General features: G+C 62.5%; 16 protein-coding genes. 7 read left to right on the plus strand and 9 right to left on the minus strand.

Annotation, left to right across the window (positions count from 1 at the left end; genetic code table 11):
• The first annotated feature begins 8 nt into the window (after positions 1 to 8).
• From A8B82_RS14190 to A8B82_RS14215, 6 genes are all read left to right on the plus strand, one after another.
• Complete coding sequence (locus A8B82_RS14190) at positions 9 to 857, plus strand: tetratricopeptide repeat protein (RefSeq protein WP_067293611.1); 849 nt, start codon at positions 9 to 11, stop codon at positions 855 to 857.
• 4 nt (positions 858 to 861) lie between these two features.
• Positions 862 to 1,356, plus strand: a complete 495-nt coding sequence (locus A8B82_RS14195; RefSeq protein WP_067293614.1) for a prepilin peptidase — start codon at positions 862 to 864, stop codon at positions 1,354 to 1,356.
• Positions 1,357 to 1,423: 67 nt separating this feature from the next.
• A complete protein-coding gene (locus A8B82_RS14200) occupies positions 1,424 to 2,731 on the plus strand; it encodes an ATP-binding protein (protein ID WP_067293617.1) in 1,308 nt (435 codons plus the stop codon).
• A gap of 117 nt (positions 2,732 to 2,848) precedes the next feature.
• Positions 2,849 to 5,302 (plus strand): ligase-associated DNA damage response DEXH box helicase, encoded by a 2,454-nt coding sequence (locus tag A8B82_RS14205; RefSeq protein ID WP_067293619.1) that lies wholly within the window; start codon positions 2,849 to 2,851, stop codon positions 5,300 to 5,302.
• A 567-nt stretch (positions 5,303 to 5,869) separates the two neighbouring features.
• The gene (gene pdeM / locus A8B82_RS14210) at positions 5,870 to 6,532 is read left to right on the plus strand and encodes a ligase-associated DNA damage response endonuclease PdeM (protein WP_067293621.1); all 663 of its coding nucleotides are present in this window, start codon (positions 5,870 to 5,872) and stop codon (positions 6,530 to 6,532) included.
• Positions 6,533 to 6,540: 8 nt separating this feature from the next.
• Positions 6,541 to 6,960, plus strand: coding sequence for a PaaI family thioesterase (locus tag A8B82_RS14215; protein WP_067293624.1), 420 nt, complete (start codon positions 6,541 to 6,543; stop codon positions 6,958 to 6,960).
• Between the two features lie 12 nt (positions 6,961 to 6,972).
• Here the strand turns inward: A8B82_RS14215 and A8B82_RS14220 are convergent, their stop codons facing one another.
• Complete coding sequence (locus A8B82_RS14220; RefSeq protein WP_067293626.1) at positions 6,973 to 7,707, minus strand: LytTR family DNA-binding domain-containing protein; 735 nt, start codon at positions 7,705 to 7,707, stop codon at positions 6,973 to 6,975.
• Positions 7,708 to 7,821: 114 nt separating this feature from the next.
• Here A8B82_RS14220 and A8B82_RS14225 point away from each other — a divergent pair, with 114 nt between their 5' ends.
• Entirely contained in the window at positions 7,822 to 8,226 is a 405-nt protein-coding gene (locus tag A8B82_RS14225; RefSeq protein ID WP_067293629.1) for a DUF2306 domain-containing protein, read from the plus strand.
• On the opposite strand, the gene folD is transcribed toward A8B82_RS14225, so the two are convergent.
• From folD to tolB, 8 genes are all read right to left on the minus strand, one after another.
• Positions 8,223 to 9,125, minus strand: a complete 903-nt coding sequence (gene folD, locus A8B82_RS14230) for a bifunctional methylenetetrahydrofolate dehydrogenase/methenyltetrahydrofolate cyclohydrolase FolD (RefSeq protein ID WP_067293632.1) — start codon at positions 9,123 to 9,125, stop codon at positions 8,223 to 8,225. The genes A8B82_RS14225 and folD overlap by 4 nt on opposite strands.
• 85 nt (positions 9,126 to 9,210) lie before the next feature.
• Positions 9,211 to 10,887 (minus strand): formate--tetrahydrofolate ligase, encoded by a 1,677-nt coding sequence (locus tag A8B82_RS14235; protein WP_067293635.1) that lies wholly within the window; start codon positions 10,885 to 10,887, stop codon positions 9,211 to 9,213.
• Positions 10,888 to 11,232: 345 nt separating this feature from the next.
• Positions 11,233 to 11,814, minus strand: coding sequence for an MOSC domain-containing protein (locus tag A8B82_RS14240; RefSeq protein WP_067293638.1), 582 nt, complete (start codon positions 11,812 to 11,814; stop codon positions 11,233 to 11,235).
• Between the two features lie 113 nt (positions 11,815 to 11,927).
• The gene (gene ftsH, locus A8B82_RS14245; RefSeq protein ID WP_067293641.1) at positions 11,928 to 13,850 is read right to left on the minus strand and encodes an ATP-dependent zinc metalloprotease FtsH; all 1,923 of its coding nucleotides are present in this window, start codon (positions 13,848 to 13,850) and stop codon (positions 11,928 to 11,930) included.
• 104 nt (positions 13,851 to 13,954) lie between these two features.
• Positions 13,955 to 15,214, minus strand: a complete 1,260-nt coding sequence (gene tilS, locus A8B82_RS14250) for a tRNA lysidine(34) synthetase TilS (RefSeq protein ID WP_235604701.1) — start codon at positions 15,212 to 15,214, stop codon at positions 13,955 to 13,957.
• Between the two features lies 1 nt (position 15,215).
• A complete protein-coding gene (gene ybgF, locus A8B82_RS14255; RefSeq protein ID WP_067293767.1) occupies positions 15,216 to 16,037 on the minus strand; it encodes a tol-pal system protein YbgF in 822 nt (273 codons plus the stop codon).
• Between the two features lie 16 nt (positions 16,038 to 16,053).
• Positions 16,054 to 16,569 carry a peptidoglycan-associated lipoprotein Pal gene (pal, locus tag A8B82_RS14260; protein ID WP_067293642.1) on the minus strand — a complete coding sequence of 172 codons (516 nt, stop codon included), beginning with the start codon at positions 16,567 to 16,569 and terminating at the stop codon, positions 16,054 to 16,056.
• A gap of 88 nt (positions 16,570 to 16,657) precedes the next feature.
• A complete protein-coding gene (gene tolB / locus A8B82_RS14265; protein WP_067293645.1) occupies positions 16,658 to 17,980 on the minus strand; it encodes a Tol-Pal system beta propeller repeat protein TolB in 1,323 nt (440 codons plus the stop codon).
• Positions 17,981 to 18,092: the final 112 nt, after the last annotated feature.

Consider the following 18,092-nt stretch of genomic DNA (forward strand, 5'->3'; position numbering starts at 1 on the left):
ACGCAAACATGCGCCACCCTATTCTTTTGGCCGTCTGCATCGCAGGCGTGACCGCTGTTGCAGGCTGCGGCGAAAAAGACCCCAACGCCACCGTGGAACGTGCCTTCAAGGACGTCAACGTGGTGGACGAAACCAACCTCTCCGACGTGATGCTGACGGTTGCCGACCCGAATGAGGCGGTGACGTATTTCGCGCGCTCCGCCGCCGAGAAACCCGACAACATCAGCCACCAGCGCGGTCTCGCATCCTCGCTGATCCGGGCAAAGCGGGTGACAGAAGGTGCTGTCGCCTGGTCCAAGGTGACCAAGATGAAAGACGCCACCAGCGACGACAGCGTCGAATATGCCGATGCGCTGATCCGTGCGGGCGACTGGGCCAAGGCGGAAAAGGTTCTCGACGGCGTGCCGCCCACCCATGAGACATTCAAGCGCTACAGGCTTGAGGCGCTGGTCGCCGACAGCAAGCAGGAATGGAAGAAGGCAGACAGCTTTTACGAGATTGCGGTCGGGCTGACCACCACGCCGGGTGCCGTGATGAACAACTGGGGCTATTCCAAACTGACTCGCGGCGACTATGCCGAGGCGGAGCGGCTGTTCTCTGAATCCGTGCGCCAGGACACCACCCTGTTCACGGCCAAGAACAACCTGATCCTGGCGCGCGCCGCACAGCGCGATTACACCCTGCCCGTGATCCCGATGGACCAGACTGAACGCGCACAACTGCTGCACACCATGGCATTGTCGGCGATCAAGAAGGGTGATGTGGAAACCGGCAAAGGCCTGTTGCGCGAAGCCATTGATACGCATCCGCAGCATTTCGAGGCCGCTGTGCGCTCGCTGCGCGCGCTGGAAAGCTAGTCCGGTGACAATCAGCGCCACAGTCGCCCTGTGGTTCCTGCCCTTTGTCCTGCCGATCTGCCTGTACGTCGCCTATACCGACATGGCGCTGATGAAGATCACCAACAAGGCTGTGATCCTGTTGGGCCTGATCTTTGTCGTACTGGGTTTTTTCCTGATGCCCTTCGACAGCTACCTGTGGCGGTTGGCGGCGCTGCTGATCGTGCTGGCAGTCGGCGTGATCCTGAATGCGGCAGGGGTCCTGGGCGCGGGTGATGCGAAATTCGCCGCTGCCGCCGCCCCCTATGTTGCGCTGGGCGATCTGCGCCTGCTGATGTCGCTTTTCATGGTGATACTTCTGGCGGCTGTCGTGGCGCATAAGGGGGCCAAATATTCACCCCTGCGGCGGATGGCCCCGGAATGGGTCAGCTGGGAGCAGACGAAAAAGTTCCCCATGGGCCTCGCCCTTGGCCCCACTTTGGCCATCTATCTGATCCTCGGTGCGCTCTATGGTGCCTGATAAACGCCATAATCCACCGTTAAATACCGCCTGAGCAGACAACGCCCCGCCCGAGAGGAGCCGCACCGTGAACATGCAGACCAGCGCCGTCATGGCCCCGCCGCCGCCCAAGCGGCTCGAAGACATGAAATTGCCGATCGTGATGATGCGGGACATCCTGCTCAAGACGATTTTCCGCAAGAACGTCGATCTGGTCAGCGAACTCTCCGCCGCCATCTGTCTGCCGATCCCGGTGACCCAGGAACTGGTCGACATGGCCCGCACCCAGCGCCTGCTGGAGGCAACCGGCACGCTGAACGCCCAGAACGGCAATGAAATGGGCTACCAACTGACCGATGCGGGCAAGGCCCGCGCGCTGGACGCGCTGGCGCAGTCCGAATATTTCGGCCCGATGCCGGTGCCGCTGGATGTCTACCGCGAACAGGTCAAACGCCAGTCAGTGCGCAATCTTCAGATCACCCGCGACCAATTAACCGGCGCAATGGGCCACCTTGTCCTGCCCGACAGCCTGCTCGACCACCTCGGCCCCGCTGTCAGCGCAGGCCGGTCGATCCTGATGTACGGCCCTCCCGGCAACGGCAAATCCTCCATCTCCAACGGCATCCGCGACGCTTTGGGCGACAGGGTCTATGTGCCCCGCGCCATCGAATATGCCAGCCAGGTGATCACGGTCTATGACCCGATCGTGCACTCCAAAGCCGAGGACGAAGCGCAGGACCCGACCTCGCTGCGCCGCGTCACCCGCTATGACATGCGCTATGTCTGCTGCGAACGGCCCACGGTGATCACCGGGGGCGAATTGTCGCTCGACATGCTCGACCTCGTCTACAACCCAACCGCCCGCACCTATCAGGCACCGCTGCAATTGAAATCCACTGGGGGCATCTTCATCGTTGACGACCTTGGCCGCCAGAAAGAACCGCCGCAAAGCATCGTCAACCGCTGGATTGTCCCGCTGGAGGAATCCAAGGATATCCTCGCCCTGCAATCGGGTGAAAAGTTCGAGGTGCCCTTTGACACACTGGTAATCTTCTCCACCAACTTCCACCCGAACGAGATCTTCGACCAGGCCGCGTTGCGCCGGATCTTCTTCAAGATCAAGATCGACGGCCCGAACCAGCAGAACTTCCTCAAGATCTTTGCCATGGTGGCCAAGAAACGCGGCATGCCGCTGGACGAGGCGACACTGGTGCATCTGCTCAAGGTGAAATACCCCACGATCGACAACATCTATGCGAACTACCAGCCGATCTTTCTGATCGACCAGATGATTGCGATCTGCGAATTCGAAGGGGTGCCTTACCATATGTCCCCCGACCTGATGGACCGCGCCTGGGCCAACATGTTCGTCAAGGACGAGACCATCGTAAAGTAAGGGGTCAGGACGCGGCCTGGCCAGAATATTGCGCCACCCTCCCGCTTCCCTATGCCAAAAATGCCTCCGGCGGTCCGGGGGCTGGCCCCCGGTCCATCCCATGCTAACTTGCGCTCCATGCGCCCCTTGCCCCCCCTCTTCACAGACTGGTTCACCGCCAAGGGCTGGTCGATCCACCCGCACCAGCAGGCCATGCTGGACCGTGCCGATGCGCCCGCCCTGCTGCTGATCGCGCCCACGGGGGGCGGCAAGACGCTGTCGGGTTTCCTGCCCACGCTGATCGACCTGGCCGAGGGCCGACACGAGGGGATGCACACCCTCTATATCTCGCCCCTCAAGGCGCTGGCGGCCGACATCAAGCGCAACCTGACCACCCCGGTGCAAGAGATGCAACTGCCCGTCACCATCGACGAACGCACCGGCGATACCCCCGCCAGCCGCCGCAAACGGCAACGCGCGGACCCGCCGCATATCTTCCTGACCACGCCGGAAAGCCTGGCACTGTTAACAAGTTACGAGGACGCCCCGCGCATGTTTCGCGGTCTCAAGCGGGTGGTGATCGACGAAATCCACGCTCTGGCCGAAAGCAAGCGCGGCGACCAGTTGATGCTGGCGCTGGCGCGGTTGCAGACCCTCTGCCCCGACCTCAAGCGCGTGGGCCTTTCCGCCACGGTGGAGGACCCTGCCGCCATCGCGCACCTGATGGCCCGCCACCCCGACCCCTGCGAGATCCTGCTGGCCGACCCCGGCCCGGCCCCCGACATCCGGATGCTGCGCACAGAGGAAGCCCCGCCCTGGTCCGGTGGCGGTGCTGCCTACGCGATTCCGGCGGTGCTGGAGGAGGTGCGCAAGCACCGGACCACGCTGATTTTCCACAACACCCGCGCTCAGGCGGAAATCTTCTTTCACAACCTCTGGCTTGCGAACGAAGACAGCCTGCCCATCGGCATCCACCACGGCAGCCTCGACCGCGAACAACGCACGCGGGTCGAGGCAGCGATGGTGCGGGGCGATCTGCGCGCCATCGTCTGTACCGGCAGTCTCGATCTCGGCATCGACTGGGGCGATGTGGACCTGGTGATCCAGATCGGCGCGCCCAAGAACGTGAAACGTCTGGTGCAGCGGATCGGACGCGCAAACCACCGCTACAACGCGCCGTCCAAGGCGCTGCTGGTGCCCGCCAATCGCTTTGAAGTGGTGGAATGTGTCGCCGCCCTTGAGGCCGTGCTGGACGGAGAACTGGACGGTGACCCGCGCGGCCCCGGCCCGCGCGACGTGCTCTGCCAACACATCCTGATTGCCGCATGCGCCGGACCTTTCGACGCCGACGCGCTCTATACCGAAGTCACCTCTGCCGGGGCCTATGCCGCCCTCTCCCGCGCTGATTTCGACGCCTGCCTCGCCTTTTGCGCCACAGGCGGCTACGCCCTGCGCGCCTATGACCGCTGGCAACGGCTGCTGCAACGCCCCGACGGGTTGTGGCAGCTGCGCGATCCCCGCGCGGCGCAGCGCATCCGGATGAACATCGGCACGATACAGGACACCGATACGCTCAAGGTCCGGATGAAGCGCAACCGGGGCGGCAAGCCCCTGGGCGAGATCGAGGAAGGCTTTGCCGCCTCGCTGACCCCCGGCGACACCTTCCTGATCGGCGGGCAGATCGTGAAATACGAAGGCCTGCGCGACATGACCGTGGAGGTCAGCCGGGACGCCGCCAAAAAACCGAAAATCGCCACCTTCATGGGCACGAAATTCGCCACCTCGACCCAGCTTTCCGCCCGCGTGCAGCAGATGTTCACCCAAGAGAGTTGGCCCGACCTGCCGCGCCACACCGCCGAATGGCTGCATCTGCAGCGCGACGTCAGCCAGTTACCACAGCCGGGCCGCCTGCTGATCGAAAGCTTCCCCCACGACGGGCGCGAACAGACCGTGGTCTACGGCTTTGCCGGGCGCAACGGAATGCAGACGCTCGGCCTCTTGCTGACCAAGCGGATGGAGGAACTGGGCCTGCACCCGCTGGGCTTTGTCGCCACCGATTACGCCACGCTGATCTGGGGGCTGGAGGCGCTCAAAGACCCCGCGCCGCTGTTTGACCCTGCCGCCCTGCACGAGGGGCTGGAGACATGGCTGGCAGGCAATGCGGTGATGAAACGCACCTTTCGCGCCTCTGCCACCATTGCGGGGCTGATCGAACGGAACAGCCCGTCAGCGCGCAAGTCGGGGCGGCAGGCGACGTTCTCCTCCGACATCCTCTATGACACGCTGATGCGCTACGACCCCGACCATCTGATGTTGCAGATCACCCGCGAAGAGGCCCTGCGCGGGCTGGTGGATTTTGGCCGCATCGAAGAGATGCTGGCCCGCATCGGCGGCCGCATCGACCACCGCCGCCTGTCCCGCGTGACGCCGCTGGCCGCCCCACTGTTTCTGGAAATGGGCCGGGTCCCGGTCAAGGCCGAAGCCGAGGAACGCCTGCTGGCCGAAGAGGCCGCGCGGCTGATGGAAACCTCCGGCCTCGCGCAGATCACCCCGGCCCCGTCGAACAAACCGAAATGGCGGGCGGGGTTCTGAGCGCGGGAGCAGGTGGCCTGACCGAGTGGCTGGCGGGGACCAAGGGGCGGTTTGTGTTGTCGCTGATCGCCCAGCCGGAGGTGCGGGAGGTGTTTGCGAGGTGAAGGATCGAGAGCGGCTGCTCGCTGCGCTCTGCATGGAGGTCAGCCATGCGGACTTAGCAAACTTTGACCAAAGCCCGGAATCAAGGTGCGCAGCACCGCCGGGCAGCCCCCGACCGCCCCATGGGCGGGCGCTTTCTCTCCGTAATGCGATTAATAAGCAGCACGTCAAAGTCGAGAAATAAAGTGGCACCCACCAATGTTCCAATGCCCACCCGCGGTCGAGCGCTGCCCTATGTTGCAATGTAACTTCGGGCTCAGACCTGCCCTTAGTTGCGCCAACCACGAATGTCCAATATCGGCCGATACTCCCAAAGAAACGGACCCGAAAATGCAGCCAAACCTGGGAATCATTTGCTGCAAATATCTCTGTAAATCACTGCAGATTTTCGCGTCACGCTACAGTCACGCGACACCTTCTCCATCCCCCCTTGCCAAACCTGACCCTTTCAAACATGAACAAAGGATGAACGGATATGATTTCACCCTTTCCGGGACACAGCTGACCGCGCTCGGTTCCGGGGCGCTGTGGTGGCCGGAGCAAGGCCTGCTCTGCGTCAGCGATCTGCATCTTGGCAAGTCCGAGCGGATCGCCCGGCGCGGCGGGGCTGCCTTGCCGCCCTATGACACCCGCGACACGTTGACCCGGCTGGCCGCTGACCTGGCGCTGTCCGGGGCGCGGACGGTGATCTGCCTTGGCGACAGCTTTGACGATGCCGATGCCGCCCGCGCCCTGCCCCAGGAGGAACGGTTGTGGATCGCGCGGATGCAGGCCGGGCGGCGCTGGATCTGGATCGAGGGCAACCATGACCCCGGCCCGATGGACCTTGGCGGCAGTCATCTGGTGGAACTGCCGCTGGCACCGCTGACCTTTCGCCATATCGCCCAGGCAGGTGCCAGCGGCGAGGTTTCGGGCCATTACCATCCCAAGGCCAGCGTCAGCACCCGCAGTGCCCGCATCACCCGGCCCGCGTTCCTTTATGACAGTGACCGGCTGATCCTGCCCGCCTATGGCACCTATACCGGCGGATTGCGCAGCCACTCAGAGGTGCTTTGCGCCTTGATGCGGCCCGAAGCCCGCGCCATCCTGACCGGCAAGACGCCCGTCACGATCCCCATGCCAAGATAGGACCCTTCATGTCGCCAGAAGCCATTCAGCGCATCCAAGACAGCTTTGCCGCGCAAAGCATGATGGCCACGCTCGGCGCCTCCCTTGAAGCCGTCGGCAGCGGTGACATCCGCATTTCGGCCCCGATCCTGCCCGGCGCACGGCAACAGCAAGGCTTCGGCCACGCGGCGCTGACCTTTGCCCTGGGCGATACCGCCGCCGGCTACGCGGCGCTGTCGGTGCTGCCATTGGACAACGAGGTCGTGACGGCGGAAATCAAGATCAACCTTCTGGCCCCGGCGCGGGGCGACCGCCTGCTTGCGATTGGAAAAGTGGTGAAACCCGGAAAACGGCTGTGTGTTGTCACATCTGAAGTCTTTGCGGAAACAGACGGCACGCGAAAACTGATCGCCGTCCTGCAAGGCACGATGGTGCCGGTCCCGATCTGAACCGGCACCCTCTCAGAACAACCCCGCCTCTTTTGCCGCCTCCCGTTTGCCGCGTGCCACCGGAACGTCGGCACCGTCCGACATCACCAGCACATCCCGCCCCTGCACACGCCGATGGGCGGTGACGGCGTCCAGGCTGACCCAATGGGAGCGATGGGTTTGCAGGCCCCGCACGCCGTCCAGTGCTTCGACCGCCTCGCCCAACCGCATCAGGATCAGGGCGCTGCCCTTGGCAGTGACGACGTTGAGATAGTGATCCTGCGCCTCGATCCGCACCAGCGGGCCGCGCAGTTCCAGCGGAAGTCGGCGCAGAAACATAGCAGCGGGATCTGCGGGCTGCGTTTCCGTTTCCGGCTCCGGGGCGGCCAAACCCCTGCGTGCAAGGTAGAACAGCCCGTTTGCCACCAGGACCGTCGCGCCGACGATGGTGATCATATATCCAAGGCTTCCGGCGGCTTGTCTGGCAAAGACAAGGCTGTTGATCCCATGGATCACGGTCGCGAGGACAAGCGCAAAGACGGACCAGAAGGCGAGTTTGCGTGACGGGCTGTCAGGTACAAAACGCCCCGCCAAAGCGCTGCACAGGATCGACAGCGCCACGACCCCCGCCCAATAGGCAGTGCGGCCTGGAAAGCCCAACGCCTCATTGGTGCCGAAGGGGCCCGCAACCGCGCAAAGCAGGGTCACCAGCAGCCATAATGCCACCAGAAAACCAAGCCGTTGCCGTTCACGATGCGTCAGATGCATCTGCCGCCTTCTCTTTGCCATTCACGAAGCACTGCCGCAGTTCGCGTAATGCCACTGTGTCTGAATGGTCCATCCTGCCATGCAAAGGCAACCCGTTAAAACACAAGGTTTGCCATGTCATTCGCCCCGCTTTTTGCTGCCCCTGCCGTCGTCCAGATCCATGCCTTTCTGGCACTGGCCGCTGTTGTTCTGACCGTAATCATCCTGACCCTGCGCAAGGGCAGCCGCCTGCATCGAAAACTGGGCTGGACCTGGGTTCTGATGATGGCTGCCGTGGCCCTGTCCAGTTTCTGGATCAATCAGCTGCGCTGGGTCGGGCCGTTTGGACCGACCCACATTCTGTCGGTCATCACGCTGGTCAGCCTGGTCGGGGGCGTGCGGGCCGCGCGGCGGCACGACCGGCGCAGGCACGCCCGCATCATGCGGGCGCTGGTTTTTGGCGCGCTGGTCGTCGCGGGGGGCTTCACGCTGTTACCCGGCCGGATCATGCACGCGGTCGTCTTTGCAACGACCTTCTAGGCGGTCAGGCCCTCGGGCTCGTCCAGCCCGTTGGCACGGCAACAGGCGGTGACGGTATTTGCCAGCAGGCAGGCGATTGTCATCGGGCCAACGCCACCCGGCACCGGGGTGATGGCCCCTGCCCGTGCGGCGCAGCTTTCATAGTCCACGTCACCCACGAGCCGGGTCTTTCCCGCGCCCTTTTCCGGCGCGTCCAGCCGGTTGATGCCCACGTCGATCACGGTGGCCCCTTCCTTGATCCAGTCGCCCGGCACCATCTCGGGGCGGCCAACGGCAGCCACGACAATATCGGCGCGGCGCACCACATCGGCAAGGTCCTTGGTGCGGCTGTGCGCGATGGTCACGGTACAGCTGTCGCCCAGCAGCAATTGCGCCATCGGCTTGCCCACGATGTTGGACCGCCCGATCACCACTGCATCCATGCCTGAGATCGACCCGTGATGATCGCGCAGCATCATCAGACAGCCCAGCGGCGTACAGGGCACCATGCTCTTTTGCCCCGTCCCCAGCAGCCCGACGTTGGAGATATGGAACCCGTCCACATCCTTGGCCGGATCAATTGAGTTGATCACCAGATCCTCGTTCAGATGCTTCGGCAGCGGCAATTGCACAAGGATACCGTGGATTTCCGGATCGTTGTTAAGCTGGTCGATCAGGGCCAGCAGGTCCGCCTCGGAGGTATCCGCCTCCAACTTGTGCTCGACCGATTTCATGCCGACCTCGACGGTCATCTTGCCCTTGGACCGGACATAGACCTCCGACGCGGGGTCCTCCCCCACCAGGACCACAGCCAGGCCGGGCGTGATGCCGTGGTCGTCTTTCAGCCGGGTCACATGCCCTGCCACCTGCGCGCGGACACGGGCCGCAAAGGCTTTGCCGTCAATGATCGTCGCCGTCATCTATCTCTCCAAAATTGAGGGGGCGGGGCCGCGCCCGGCTGCGCCGGACGCTCACCCCGCCAGTCGCCTGACTTTGCCAAGCGCCTTAAAACAACCCTTCCACGTCCCCGTCCGCGTTCAGCTTGATGTTCTCTGCCGAGGGCACGCGCGGCAGGCCGGGCATCGTCATGATCTCACCGCAGATGGCAACCACAAAACCGGCACCTGCAGACAGCCGCACCTCGCGTACGGGGATGTCAAAACCCGTGGGCGCACCGCGACGTTCGGGATCGGTGGTAAAGCTGTACTGCGTCTTTGCCATACAGACCGGCAGGTTGCCATAGCCCTGATCTTCCCATTCCTTCAGCTGGCTGCGGATCTTGTTGTCCATCAAGGCTCCATCGGCGCGGTAGATCTTTGTTGCGATGGTGTTGATCTTGTCTGCCAGGCTCATCTCGTCCGGATAGATCGGGGCGAACTTCGCCTCGCCTTTCTCGATGGTCTCGACCACCTTGGTCGCCAGATCGGCAGAACCTTCAGACCCCAGCTCCCAATGACGCGACAGCACCGCTTCGGAGCCTTGCGAAGCCACGTAGTCCTTGACCGCCTGCACTTCGGCATCGGTATCGGTGACGAAGTGGTTGATCGCAACGACCACCGGCACGCCAAAGCTCTTCACGTTCTCGATGTGACGGCCCAGGTTCGCGCAACCCGCATTCACGGCCTCGACATTCTCGGTGCCCAGGTCGGCCTTGGCGACACCGCCGTTCATTTTCATGGCGCGGACTGTTGCCACAACCACAACCGCCGAAGGCGCGAGCCCTGCCTTGCGGCATTTGATGTTCAGGAACTTCTCCGCCCCCAGATCGGCACCAAAGCCTGCTTCCGTCACCACGTAGTCCGCCAGTTTCAGCGCCGTTGTTGTCGCGATGACCGAGTTGCAGCCATGCGCGATGTTCGCGAAGGGTCCTCCATGCACGAAGGCCGGGTTGTTCTCCAGCGTCTGCACCAGGTTCGGCTGCATCGCATCCTTCAGCAGGACAGTCATCGCGCCATCCGCCTTGATATCACGGGCGAAGATCGGCTTTTTCTCGCGGGTATAGGCCACGATCATATCACCCAGGCGCTTTTCAAGGTCGGCCAGGTTCTTGGCCAGACACAGGATCGCCATGACCTCGGAAGCCACGGTGATGTCAAAACCCGCCTCGCGCGGGAAGCCGTTGGCAACGCCACCCAGGGATGCGGTGATGGTGCGCAGCGCGCGGTCGTTCATGTCCAGCACACGCCGCCAGACGACACGGCGGGTGTCGATCTCAAGCGCGTTGCCCCAATAGATGTGGTTGTCGATCATCGCCGACAGCAGGTTGTGTGCCGAGGTGATCGCGTGGAAATCGCCGGTGAAGTGCAGGTTCATTTCTTCCATCGGCACGATCTGCGCATAGCCGCCGCCTGCGGCGCCGCCCTTCATCCCGAAGTTCGGTCCCAGTGACGCCTCGCGGATACAAACGGCAGCTTTTTTGCCGATCCGATTCAGACCGTCGCCCAGCCCGACGGTGGTGGTTGTCTTGCCCTCGCCCGCAGGGGTCGGGTTGATCGCTGTTACCAGGATCAGCTTGCCGTTGGTGTTGCCTTGCACGCTGTCGATGAAGGTCTGGCTGACCTTCGCCTTGTCATGGCCATAGGGCAGCAGGTCGTCGCTGCCGATCCCAAGCTTCTCACCAATCTCCTGAATGGGGCGTTTCTTCGCTGCGCGTGCGATTTCGATGTCAGATTTGTAAGCCATGTGAGGGTTCCCCTAAAGACCGATGTGCCGTTTGCCCCTCTTATCGTGCAATCGTCCGTTCCACAGGTCGCAATTCCGACATTTCCACCACCCGATGCGGCGGTGGACCCATAAACCGTTTCTTTTTGGAAACCAGCGCCACTAAAGCGCCCCGCCTTAAACTTGAATCGCCGATACCCTGCCGCGCTTCGCGCTCTCGGGACATCGGCGATACGGAGTGTATCAGGTTAAAGGCGGGACGCTGTAAAGCGCCCCGCCTTAAACTTGAATCGCCAATACCCTGCCGCGCTTCGCGCTCTCGGGACATCGGCGATGGGGCTTGTGTCAGGTTAAAGGCGGGACGCTCTAAAGCAGTGCCCAGGCGCGCTGCCCCGGCACATGCAGCCGCAATGTATCGCCAACGGCCAGGTCGCCTTCGCGCTCGACCCAGGCGGTGACACCCCTGCGCCCCTTCGCCGCCGCCTTGAAACCCTTGCCCTGCCCCGGCACTTCCTTTTCGATCTCGCGCGCGGGAAGGTTGCAGGGGCCGTTCAGCATGTCGACGGTCAGGGTGGTGCCGGAAGGCGACTGCAACCGGGACGACGGCGGAATATGGGTAAAGTCGGCAATGCCCTGCATCACGATGGACGCCCCCAGAAGGCGGGGGTCCAGCTTTTCCACCCCGATCTGGGCCGCGATGTCCGCCAGCTCCTCTGCCGACAGGATCGAGAACTGCCGCGTATTGCGGATTTCCGTGCCCTGCGGGTATTGCGATTTCACCCGCACGCAGGAGGGTCTGGTCAGGCCGGCATGAAAATCACCCTCGAACCCGGCATAGGTGGCGCGGGCGCGGTCGATGGCATGTGACCGGATGTTGCTGCGGTCCTGCGGCACCATCCCCATCCAGACGATGGTCGCGGTATGATCGGTGGGCAGTAGTTCAGGCATGATCGCGGCTCCTTTTGGGGTGCGGCCACTCTGGTCAGGCAAAGCGCAAAAGAAAAGACCCCGCCGTGGCGGGGTCCGATGACATTCTGTTACGCCCTGATCAATGGCTGTGATCAGGTGGTTGGTTCCGGTTCCAGGCCACCATCCGCGGGGGGCAGTTTCTTGCCCTTGCCCTTGGCCTTGGGAATCGCGGTGACACTGGGCGCGCTGCCCTCGTCCGGGCCGCTCTCGTCATTCTCATCGGAGGGCGGCAGGCCATCCATCACGCGCTTGATCTCGTCTCCGGTCAGGGTTTCATATTCCAGCAATCCCTGGGCGAGACGCTCGAACTTTTGCTCGTTCTCGGCGATGATCTTCTTCGCCCATTCATAACCGTCCTGAATAAACTTCTGGACCTCTTTCTCCACCAGTTCCTTGGTGTTGGCAGAGACGGAGAAACCCGCCGTATTGCCCTGATAGCCCTGCGCGGCTTCGGAATAGTCGATGTTGCCGACCTTGTCGGACATGCCCCACTGAAGCACCATCGCACGGGCCAGTGCACTGGCCTGCTGGATGTCGCCAGCCGGGCCGTTGGACACAGCCTCCGGTCCATACTTGTGGATTTCCGCCGCCTTGCCCGCCATGGTCATGGCCAGCCGCTGGTGGCATTCATCCTTGAACATGTTCAGGCGGTCCATTTCGGGCAGGCTCATCACCATACCCAGCGCACCGCCGCGCGGGATGATCGTGGCCTTGTAGACCGGATCACACTTGGGCAGCGACATCCCGACAAGCGCGTGGCCAGCCTCATGATAGGCGGTCATTTCCTTTTGCTCGGCGGTCATGACCATGCTGCGGCGTTCCGGCCCCATCATGACCTTGTCCTTGGCCTGTTCAAAGTCGATCATGGTCACGAACCTGCGACCCACACGCGCGGCCATCAGGGCCGCCTCGTTCACCAGGTTTGCCAGGTCCGCACCCGAGAAACCGGGCGTGCCGCGTGCGATGATGCGCAGATCGACGTCGGGACCAAGTGGCGTCTTGCGGGCATGGACACCAAGGATCTTCTCGCGGCCCTTGATGTCGGGGTTCGGCACGGTGACCTGACGGTCGAAACGGCCCGGACGCAGCAGCGCGGGGTCCAGCACGTCGCGCCGGTTGGTGGCGGCCAGGATGATCACACCTTCGTTGGCCTCGAAACCGTCCATCTCGACCAGAAGCTGGTTCAGCGTCTGCTCGCGTTCATCGTTGCCGCCGCCATAGCCCGCGCCACGATGGCGGCCCACGGCGTCGATCTCGTCGATGAAGACGATGCAGGGGGCGTTCTTTTTCGCCTGCTCGAACATGTCGCGCACGCGGCTTGCGCCGACGCCCACGAACATTTCGACAAAGTCGGAACCGGAGATGGTGAAAAAGGGCACGCCCGCCTCACCCGCGATGGCGCGCGCCAGCAGCGTCTTACCGGTGCCCGGAGGGCCGACCAACAACGCGCCCTTGGGGATCTTGCCACCCAGGCGACTGAACTTCTGCGGGTTGCGCAGGAATTCGACGATCTCCTCAAGTTCTTCCTTGGCCTCGTCGATGCCTGCCACGTCGTCAAAGGTGACCCGGCCATGTTTCTCGGTCAGCATCTTGGCCTTTGACTTGCCAAAACCCATGGCCCCGCCTTTGCCGCCGCCCTGCATCCGGTTCATGAAATAGATCCAGACACCGATCAGCAAAGCGATGGGAAGCAGTGACATCAGGAAGGTCTGAAAGCCCGATTGTTCCTGCGGACGCACCTTGATCGGCACGTTGTTGTCGATCAGCAGATTGGTGATCTCCGCATCCTCGGGCTTGACCGTGACATAGTCCGACCCGTCCGCCTTGCGAAAACGCACCTGCTCACCGTCCAGGGTGGCATTGCGCACTTCGCCCTTTTCAACCGAGCTGACAAATTCAGAATAGGTCACTTCGTTGCTCTGCAGGGCATTGTTTGAGCCGCTGAAGAGGTTGAACAGCGCCAATACCAGCAAAAGCAACACGACCCAAAACGCGAGGTTACGCATATTTCCCAAGGAAGTTCTCCTAATTACAACGATTGGTGCCTATCGAGGCTGAGTTGTGTATGTCGAATGGCCAAATAGAACACTGACCTAAGATAGGGATCATCACAGTAGTTTCAATGCGATATTAGCCCGGCAAAGAATGTCTCTTCTCCGCCTTCCAACGTCGCATGCCAGTTTTGGTCCGGTCGGACAAGGGGTGTCGCGACAAGAGTATCGCCTTGCCACACTGCGGGTGACGACATCACCACAGGCAACGGAAGCCCGGATGCACGCCAATCTTTGCATTGTTCGACCCCCTGGGGACCCATCGCACCGATATACATGCCGTCGGTGGAAACCCCATCGCGGGCCGGTCTGACATGCCAGCGTGAATCCCACAGCAGGCCCGGCGGCACCCGCATGTCCTGCACAGCCTTATGTTCGCGGAACACCCAGATGGTGTCTTTCTCCCGCAGGGTGTGGCACCCATCCACTGTCGATGCCAGCCCCCGGCGCAGCGCCGCCATCAGCGTGGCAACTGCGGCCCGTCGGGGCGGATAGGGATTGCCGCTGATCCAGCCCAGGGTATGGACCAACAGACGGCGCCGAATTTCTTCGGGCTGAATCCGCAGCTGCCGTTCATTCAGCGCAACCGCACCTTTCTCGACGCGGGCCATATCGCGGGCCGCGAGGAACGATTGCCAGTTCAAAGCCACGCGCGCCTGACGCATCTGTTCGGCCACCGTCGCAAGGCCGTCTGCATCAATGCCCAGTTCGCTCAGTTCAGCCAGGGCCCTGCGGAACCTGATGCGTTCGTAACTCAGATCATTATTGCTCGGGTCTTCCGCCCAGCTGACCTGCTGGCCACGCAGATATTCCCGCAGGTCCGCGCGGGTGACAGCCAGCAGAGGCCGAACCCAGTGGATGCCATGGCGCGAGGTCCGGGGCGGAATTGACGACAACCCATCCACGCCGGCGCGGCGCGCAAGGCGCATCAATACCGTTTCGGCCTGATCATCCGCAGTATGGCCCACCGCAATGGTGCGGATACCGCGCCCCTTTGCCCATTCGGACATCCGTTGATAACGCGCATCGCGGGCCTCTGCCTGGAGGTTGCCCGTGCCATCCCAACCGTCCCAGATCAGGATATCGTGGGGAACACCAAGCGTCGCGCAATATGCAGCGACGGCTTTTGCTTCCCTGGCCGAACCCGGCCTGATGCGATGATTCACGGTCACCGCAAAAAGCCGCGATCCGTGTAGCCTGCAAAACCCATGCAGCAGGTGCAGCAGCGCCATGGAATCGCCACCGCCCGAAACCGCGACTGCAATTCTGTCGGGCGGATGTGGCAGGAAAGCGCTGTTCACCTGCTGGGTCAGCCGGGCCGTCGGCACGTCAACTACACCCTAGCGCAAGCCTTTGGTTTTCGGCCTCTGTCACCGCTGGGGTCGAAGGGAAACGCACACCGACTTCGGACAGAGTGACGCAGGCTTCCTGGGTCTGCCCCAACTGCCCCAGGGCGCGCCCCAGTTCAAAAAGGGCCTGTGGCGCCATCGGCCCTTCGGGCGCGGTGCTGAAGGCGGTCAGGAATGCGCGTGCCGCCTCCTTGGAGTCGCCCAGCCCCTGCAGGGCATCGCCACGGCGCAATTCGGCCTCGGCGGCTAATGGGCCGCCCGGATAGGTCTGGTTGAAGGTCGCAAAGAGGTCTGCGGCGGTGCGAAAGTCACCGGATGCGAGCGCCTCCTGCGCCCGCTTGAAATCGGCCTCTTCACCAACCGCAAGAGATGCCTCGCCCGTCGGAGTGGCCGGGGCGGTCATCGGTGCAGACACCGAAGCCTGCCCCTCCCCCCCAAGTGTCGTTGTCTGACCCAGCGAACCCACATCGCCGCCTTCAAGCTCGACCAGCCTGAATTCCAGGTCGCCAATGCGCCGGGTCCCGTCGTCGACGATCCGGTTGATACGGTTTTCCAGTTCTTCGGTCTTGGAGGTCAGGCGCTGCAATTCGCTTTCCATCGCGCCCACCCGCTCCAGCACCGAAGAGCCCCCGGTGCTGATCGACGCGCCACCCGTGGTAGACAATTCGCGCCGCAGCTTCTGAACCTCGACAAAGAGGATGTTCAATTCCTGCCGCACATCCGCCAGCGTCTGATCGTCCTGCGCCAACACGGCGGCGGGGCTGATCATCAGCCCCAGCACAATTCCCAATACCAAACGCATCTTCATCAGATCAGCCTCAACTTGTCAGGCCGCCAGCCAGGACCGTCACCGCGCGGCGGTTCTTGGCATAGCAGGCCTCTTCGGAGCAGATCTCGATCGGGCGCTCCTTGCCATAGCTTACAACCCGAAGGCGGCCTGCCGGGACACCCTTGGAGATCAGGTATTCCTGCGCGGCATTGGCACGGCGCGCGCCCAGGGCGAGGTTGTATTCACGGGTGCCCTGTTCGTCCGCATGGCCTTCGATCACGGCCTGATAGTCCGAATTTGTCATCAGCCACTGCGCCTGCCCGTCCAGCGTGGCGCGGCCAATGGCGGTCAGGTTCGACTGGTCCACTTCGAACAGCACCCGGTCACCGATCGACTGCTGGAAATATGCGGTCGAGGTCGGGTCATTGGCGCTGCCCGGCACCACGCCAGTGGCACCTGCGTTTGCGCCCGCACCGGCACCATCCGCGCCAAAGCGGTCCGGGTTGGTACAGGCCCCCATGGCAAGTGCCGCAATCAAAATACCGCTTGTCAGAAATCTGTTCATCTTGGTGCCTCTCTTTGGTGGCGTCTTTTTGTTAACCTTTAGTAGCACAGGCCAGCGGCCATTGGAAATTTGCTACGACATCTACGTGTTATTTTTGCAATGGTGACCACGATGGGTCCGACCCCCCTTCGGGCGTGCGCACGGGCCGCAGGTTGCGCCCGGAAATGTCCACCGAATAAAGGGTCGATGACCCGCCCGCGCCCTGGGTTTCGCGGGCGAACATGATCACCCGGCCGTTCGGGGCCCATGTCGGCCCCTCATCCAGAAACGACGCGGTCAGCAGACGCTCTTCCGAGCCGTCCAGCCGCATCACACCGATGTGGAAACGGCCCTTGTTCTGCTTGGTAAAGGCCACCAGATCGCCACGCGGAGACCAGACCGGCGTGCCATACCGCCCCTCTCCAAAGGAAATGCGCGTCGGCTCTCCCCCGGTGGCGGACATGATATATAGCTGCTGGGTGCCGGAGCGGTCGCTTTCGAACACGATGCGGCTGCCATCGGGGCTGTAGCTGGGCGCGGTCTCGATCGACGGGGTATTGGTCAGGCGCACGGACTGGCCGCTGGCGATATCCATTGTGTAGATGTCCGTGTTACCACCCTGCGTCAGCGAATAAACCACGGTCTGCCCGGAGGGCGAGAAGCGCGGCGCAAAGCTCATGGTGCCTTCGGCGCTTTCCAGCACCCGGCGCTGGACCGAGCCGATGTCCAGCACATAAATCCGCGGAAAGCCGCTTTCATAGCTGGTGTACAGAACCCGGTCGCCAGAAGGCGAAAAGCGCGGCGCCAGCACGATGGAACCTGAATCGGTCAGGTACTGAACATTCGCCCCATCGTAGTCCATGATCGCCAACCGCTTCTGACGCGCATCCTTGGGACCGGTTTCAGAGACATAGGCCACGCGGCTGTCGAAATAGGCACCCTCCCCGGTAATCCGGCTATAGACCGCATCGGCCACTTTATGCGCCATGCGCCGCCAGCCTTCGGTGGTCCCCGAAAACTGAAGGCCATCACCCAGTTCCGCGCCCGAGAACACGTCGTAAAGCCGGAACTTCACGTTGACTGAATTGCCCTGCACGTTCACCGCCCCGGTGATCAGCGCCTGCGCGTTGATCGCTTTCCAGTCGGCATATTGCACCGGCGCGTTGAAATCGCTGACGGTGGAGATAAAGGCCGATGCCGGAACCTCGCGGAACAAGCCGGTTCCCGTCAGGTCCTCCGACACCACCCGAGAAATGTCACCGGCAAGCTGCCCGGATTCCGCGCTTTCAGGCTGAAAGCTGGGCACCGCAAAGGGCAAAGGCTCGATCACCCCTTCGGTGATCTCGATCCGCAGCGGCCCCTGCTGGGCCTGTACCGCGCCGGACAGGGCGCAGACCAGCACCAGGAACAGGCTCAAAAAACGCAATTTCATCTCGTCAGCATCCTTTCGGGCTTAAACGTAAATCCACTATTTCGCGGCTTTGCCGATAATTCGAGGGGAAGTTCGCGCAAAATGACACCATAGCAAGATAATGCCTGTGGAT

Origin of the sequence: Sulfitobacter sp. EhC04 (assembly GCF_001650875.1) — a bacterium.
Taxonomy (GTDB): Bacteria; Pseudomonadota; Alphaproteobacteria; order Rhodobacterales; family Rhodobacteraceae; genus Sulfitobacter.

Excerpts from the sequence above, each read along its gene's own strand:
- A8B82_RS14190 (WP_067293611.1), top strand. The coding sequence starts at position 9 with ATGCGCCACCCTATTCTTTTGGCCGTCTGCATCGCAGGCGTGACCGCT.
- A8B82_RS14205 (WP_067293619.1), top strand. The coding sequence starts at position 2,849 with ATGCGCCCCTTGCCCCCCCTCTTCACAGACTGGTTCACCGCCAAGGGC.
- pdeM (WP_067293621.1), top strand. The coding sequence starts at position 5,870 with ATGAACGGATATGATTTCACCCTTTCCGGGACACAGCTGACCGCGCTC.
- A8B82_RS14215 (WP_067293624.1), top strand. The coding sequence starts at position 6,541 with ATGTCGCCAGAAGCCATTCAGCGCATCCAAGACAGCTTTGCCGCGCAA.
- A8B82_RS14220 (WP_067293626.1), bottom strand. The coding sequence starts at position 7,707 with ATGCATCTGACGCATCGTGAACGGCAACGGCTTGGTTTTCTGGTGGCA.
- A8B82_RS14225 (WP_067293629.1), top strand. The coding sequence starts at position 7,822 with ATGTCATTCGCCCCGCTTTTTGCTGCCCCTGCCGTCGTCCAGATCCAT.
- folD (WP_067293632.1), bottom strand. The coding sequence starts at position 9,125 with ATGACGGCGACGATCATTGACGGCAAAGCCTTTGCGGCCCGTGTCCGC.
- A8B82_RS14235 (WP_067293635.1), bottom strand. The coding sequence starts at position 10,887 with ATGGCTTACAAATCTGACATCGAAATCGCACGCGCAGCGAAGAAACGC.
- A8B82_RS14240 (WP_067293638.1), bottom strand. The coding sequence starts at position 11,814 with ATGCCTGAACTACTGCCCACCGATCATACCGCGACCATCGTCTGGATG.
- ybgF (WP_067293767.1), bottom strand. The coding sequence starts at position 16,037 with ATGCGTTTGGTATTGGGAATTGTGCTGGGGCTGATGATCAGCCCCGCC.
- pal (WP_067293642.1), bottom strand. The coding sequence starts at position 16,569 with ATGAACAGATTTCTGACAAGCGGTATTTTGATTGCGGCACTTGCCATG.
- tolB (WP_067293645.1), bottom strand. The coding sequence starts at position 17,980 with ATGAAATTGCGTTTTTTGAGCCTGTTCCTGGTGCTGGTCTGCGCCCTG.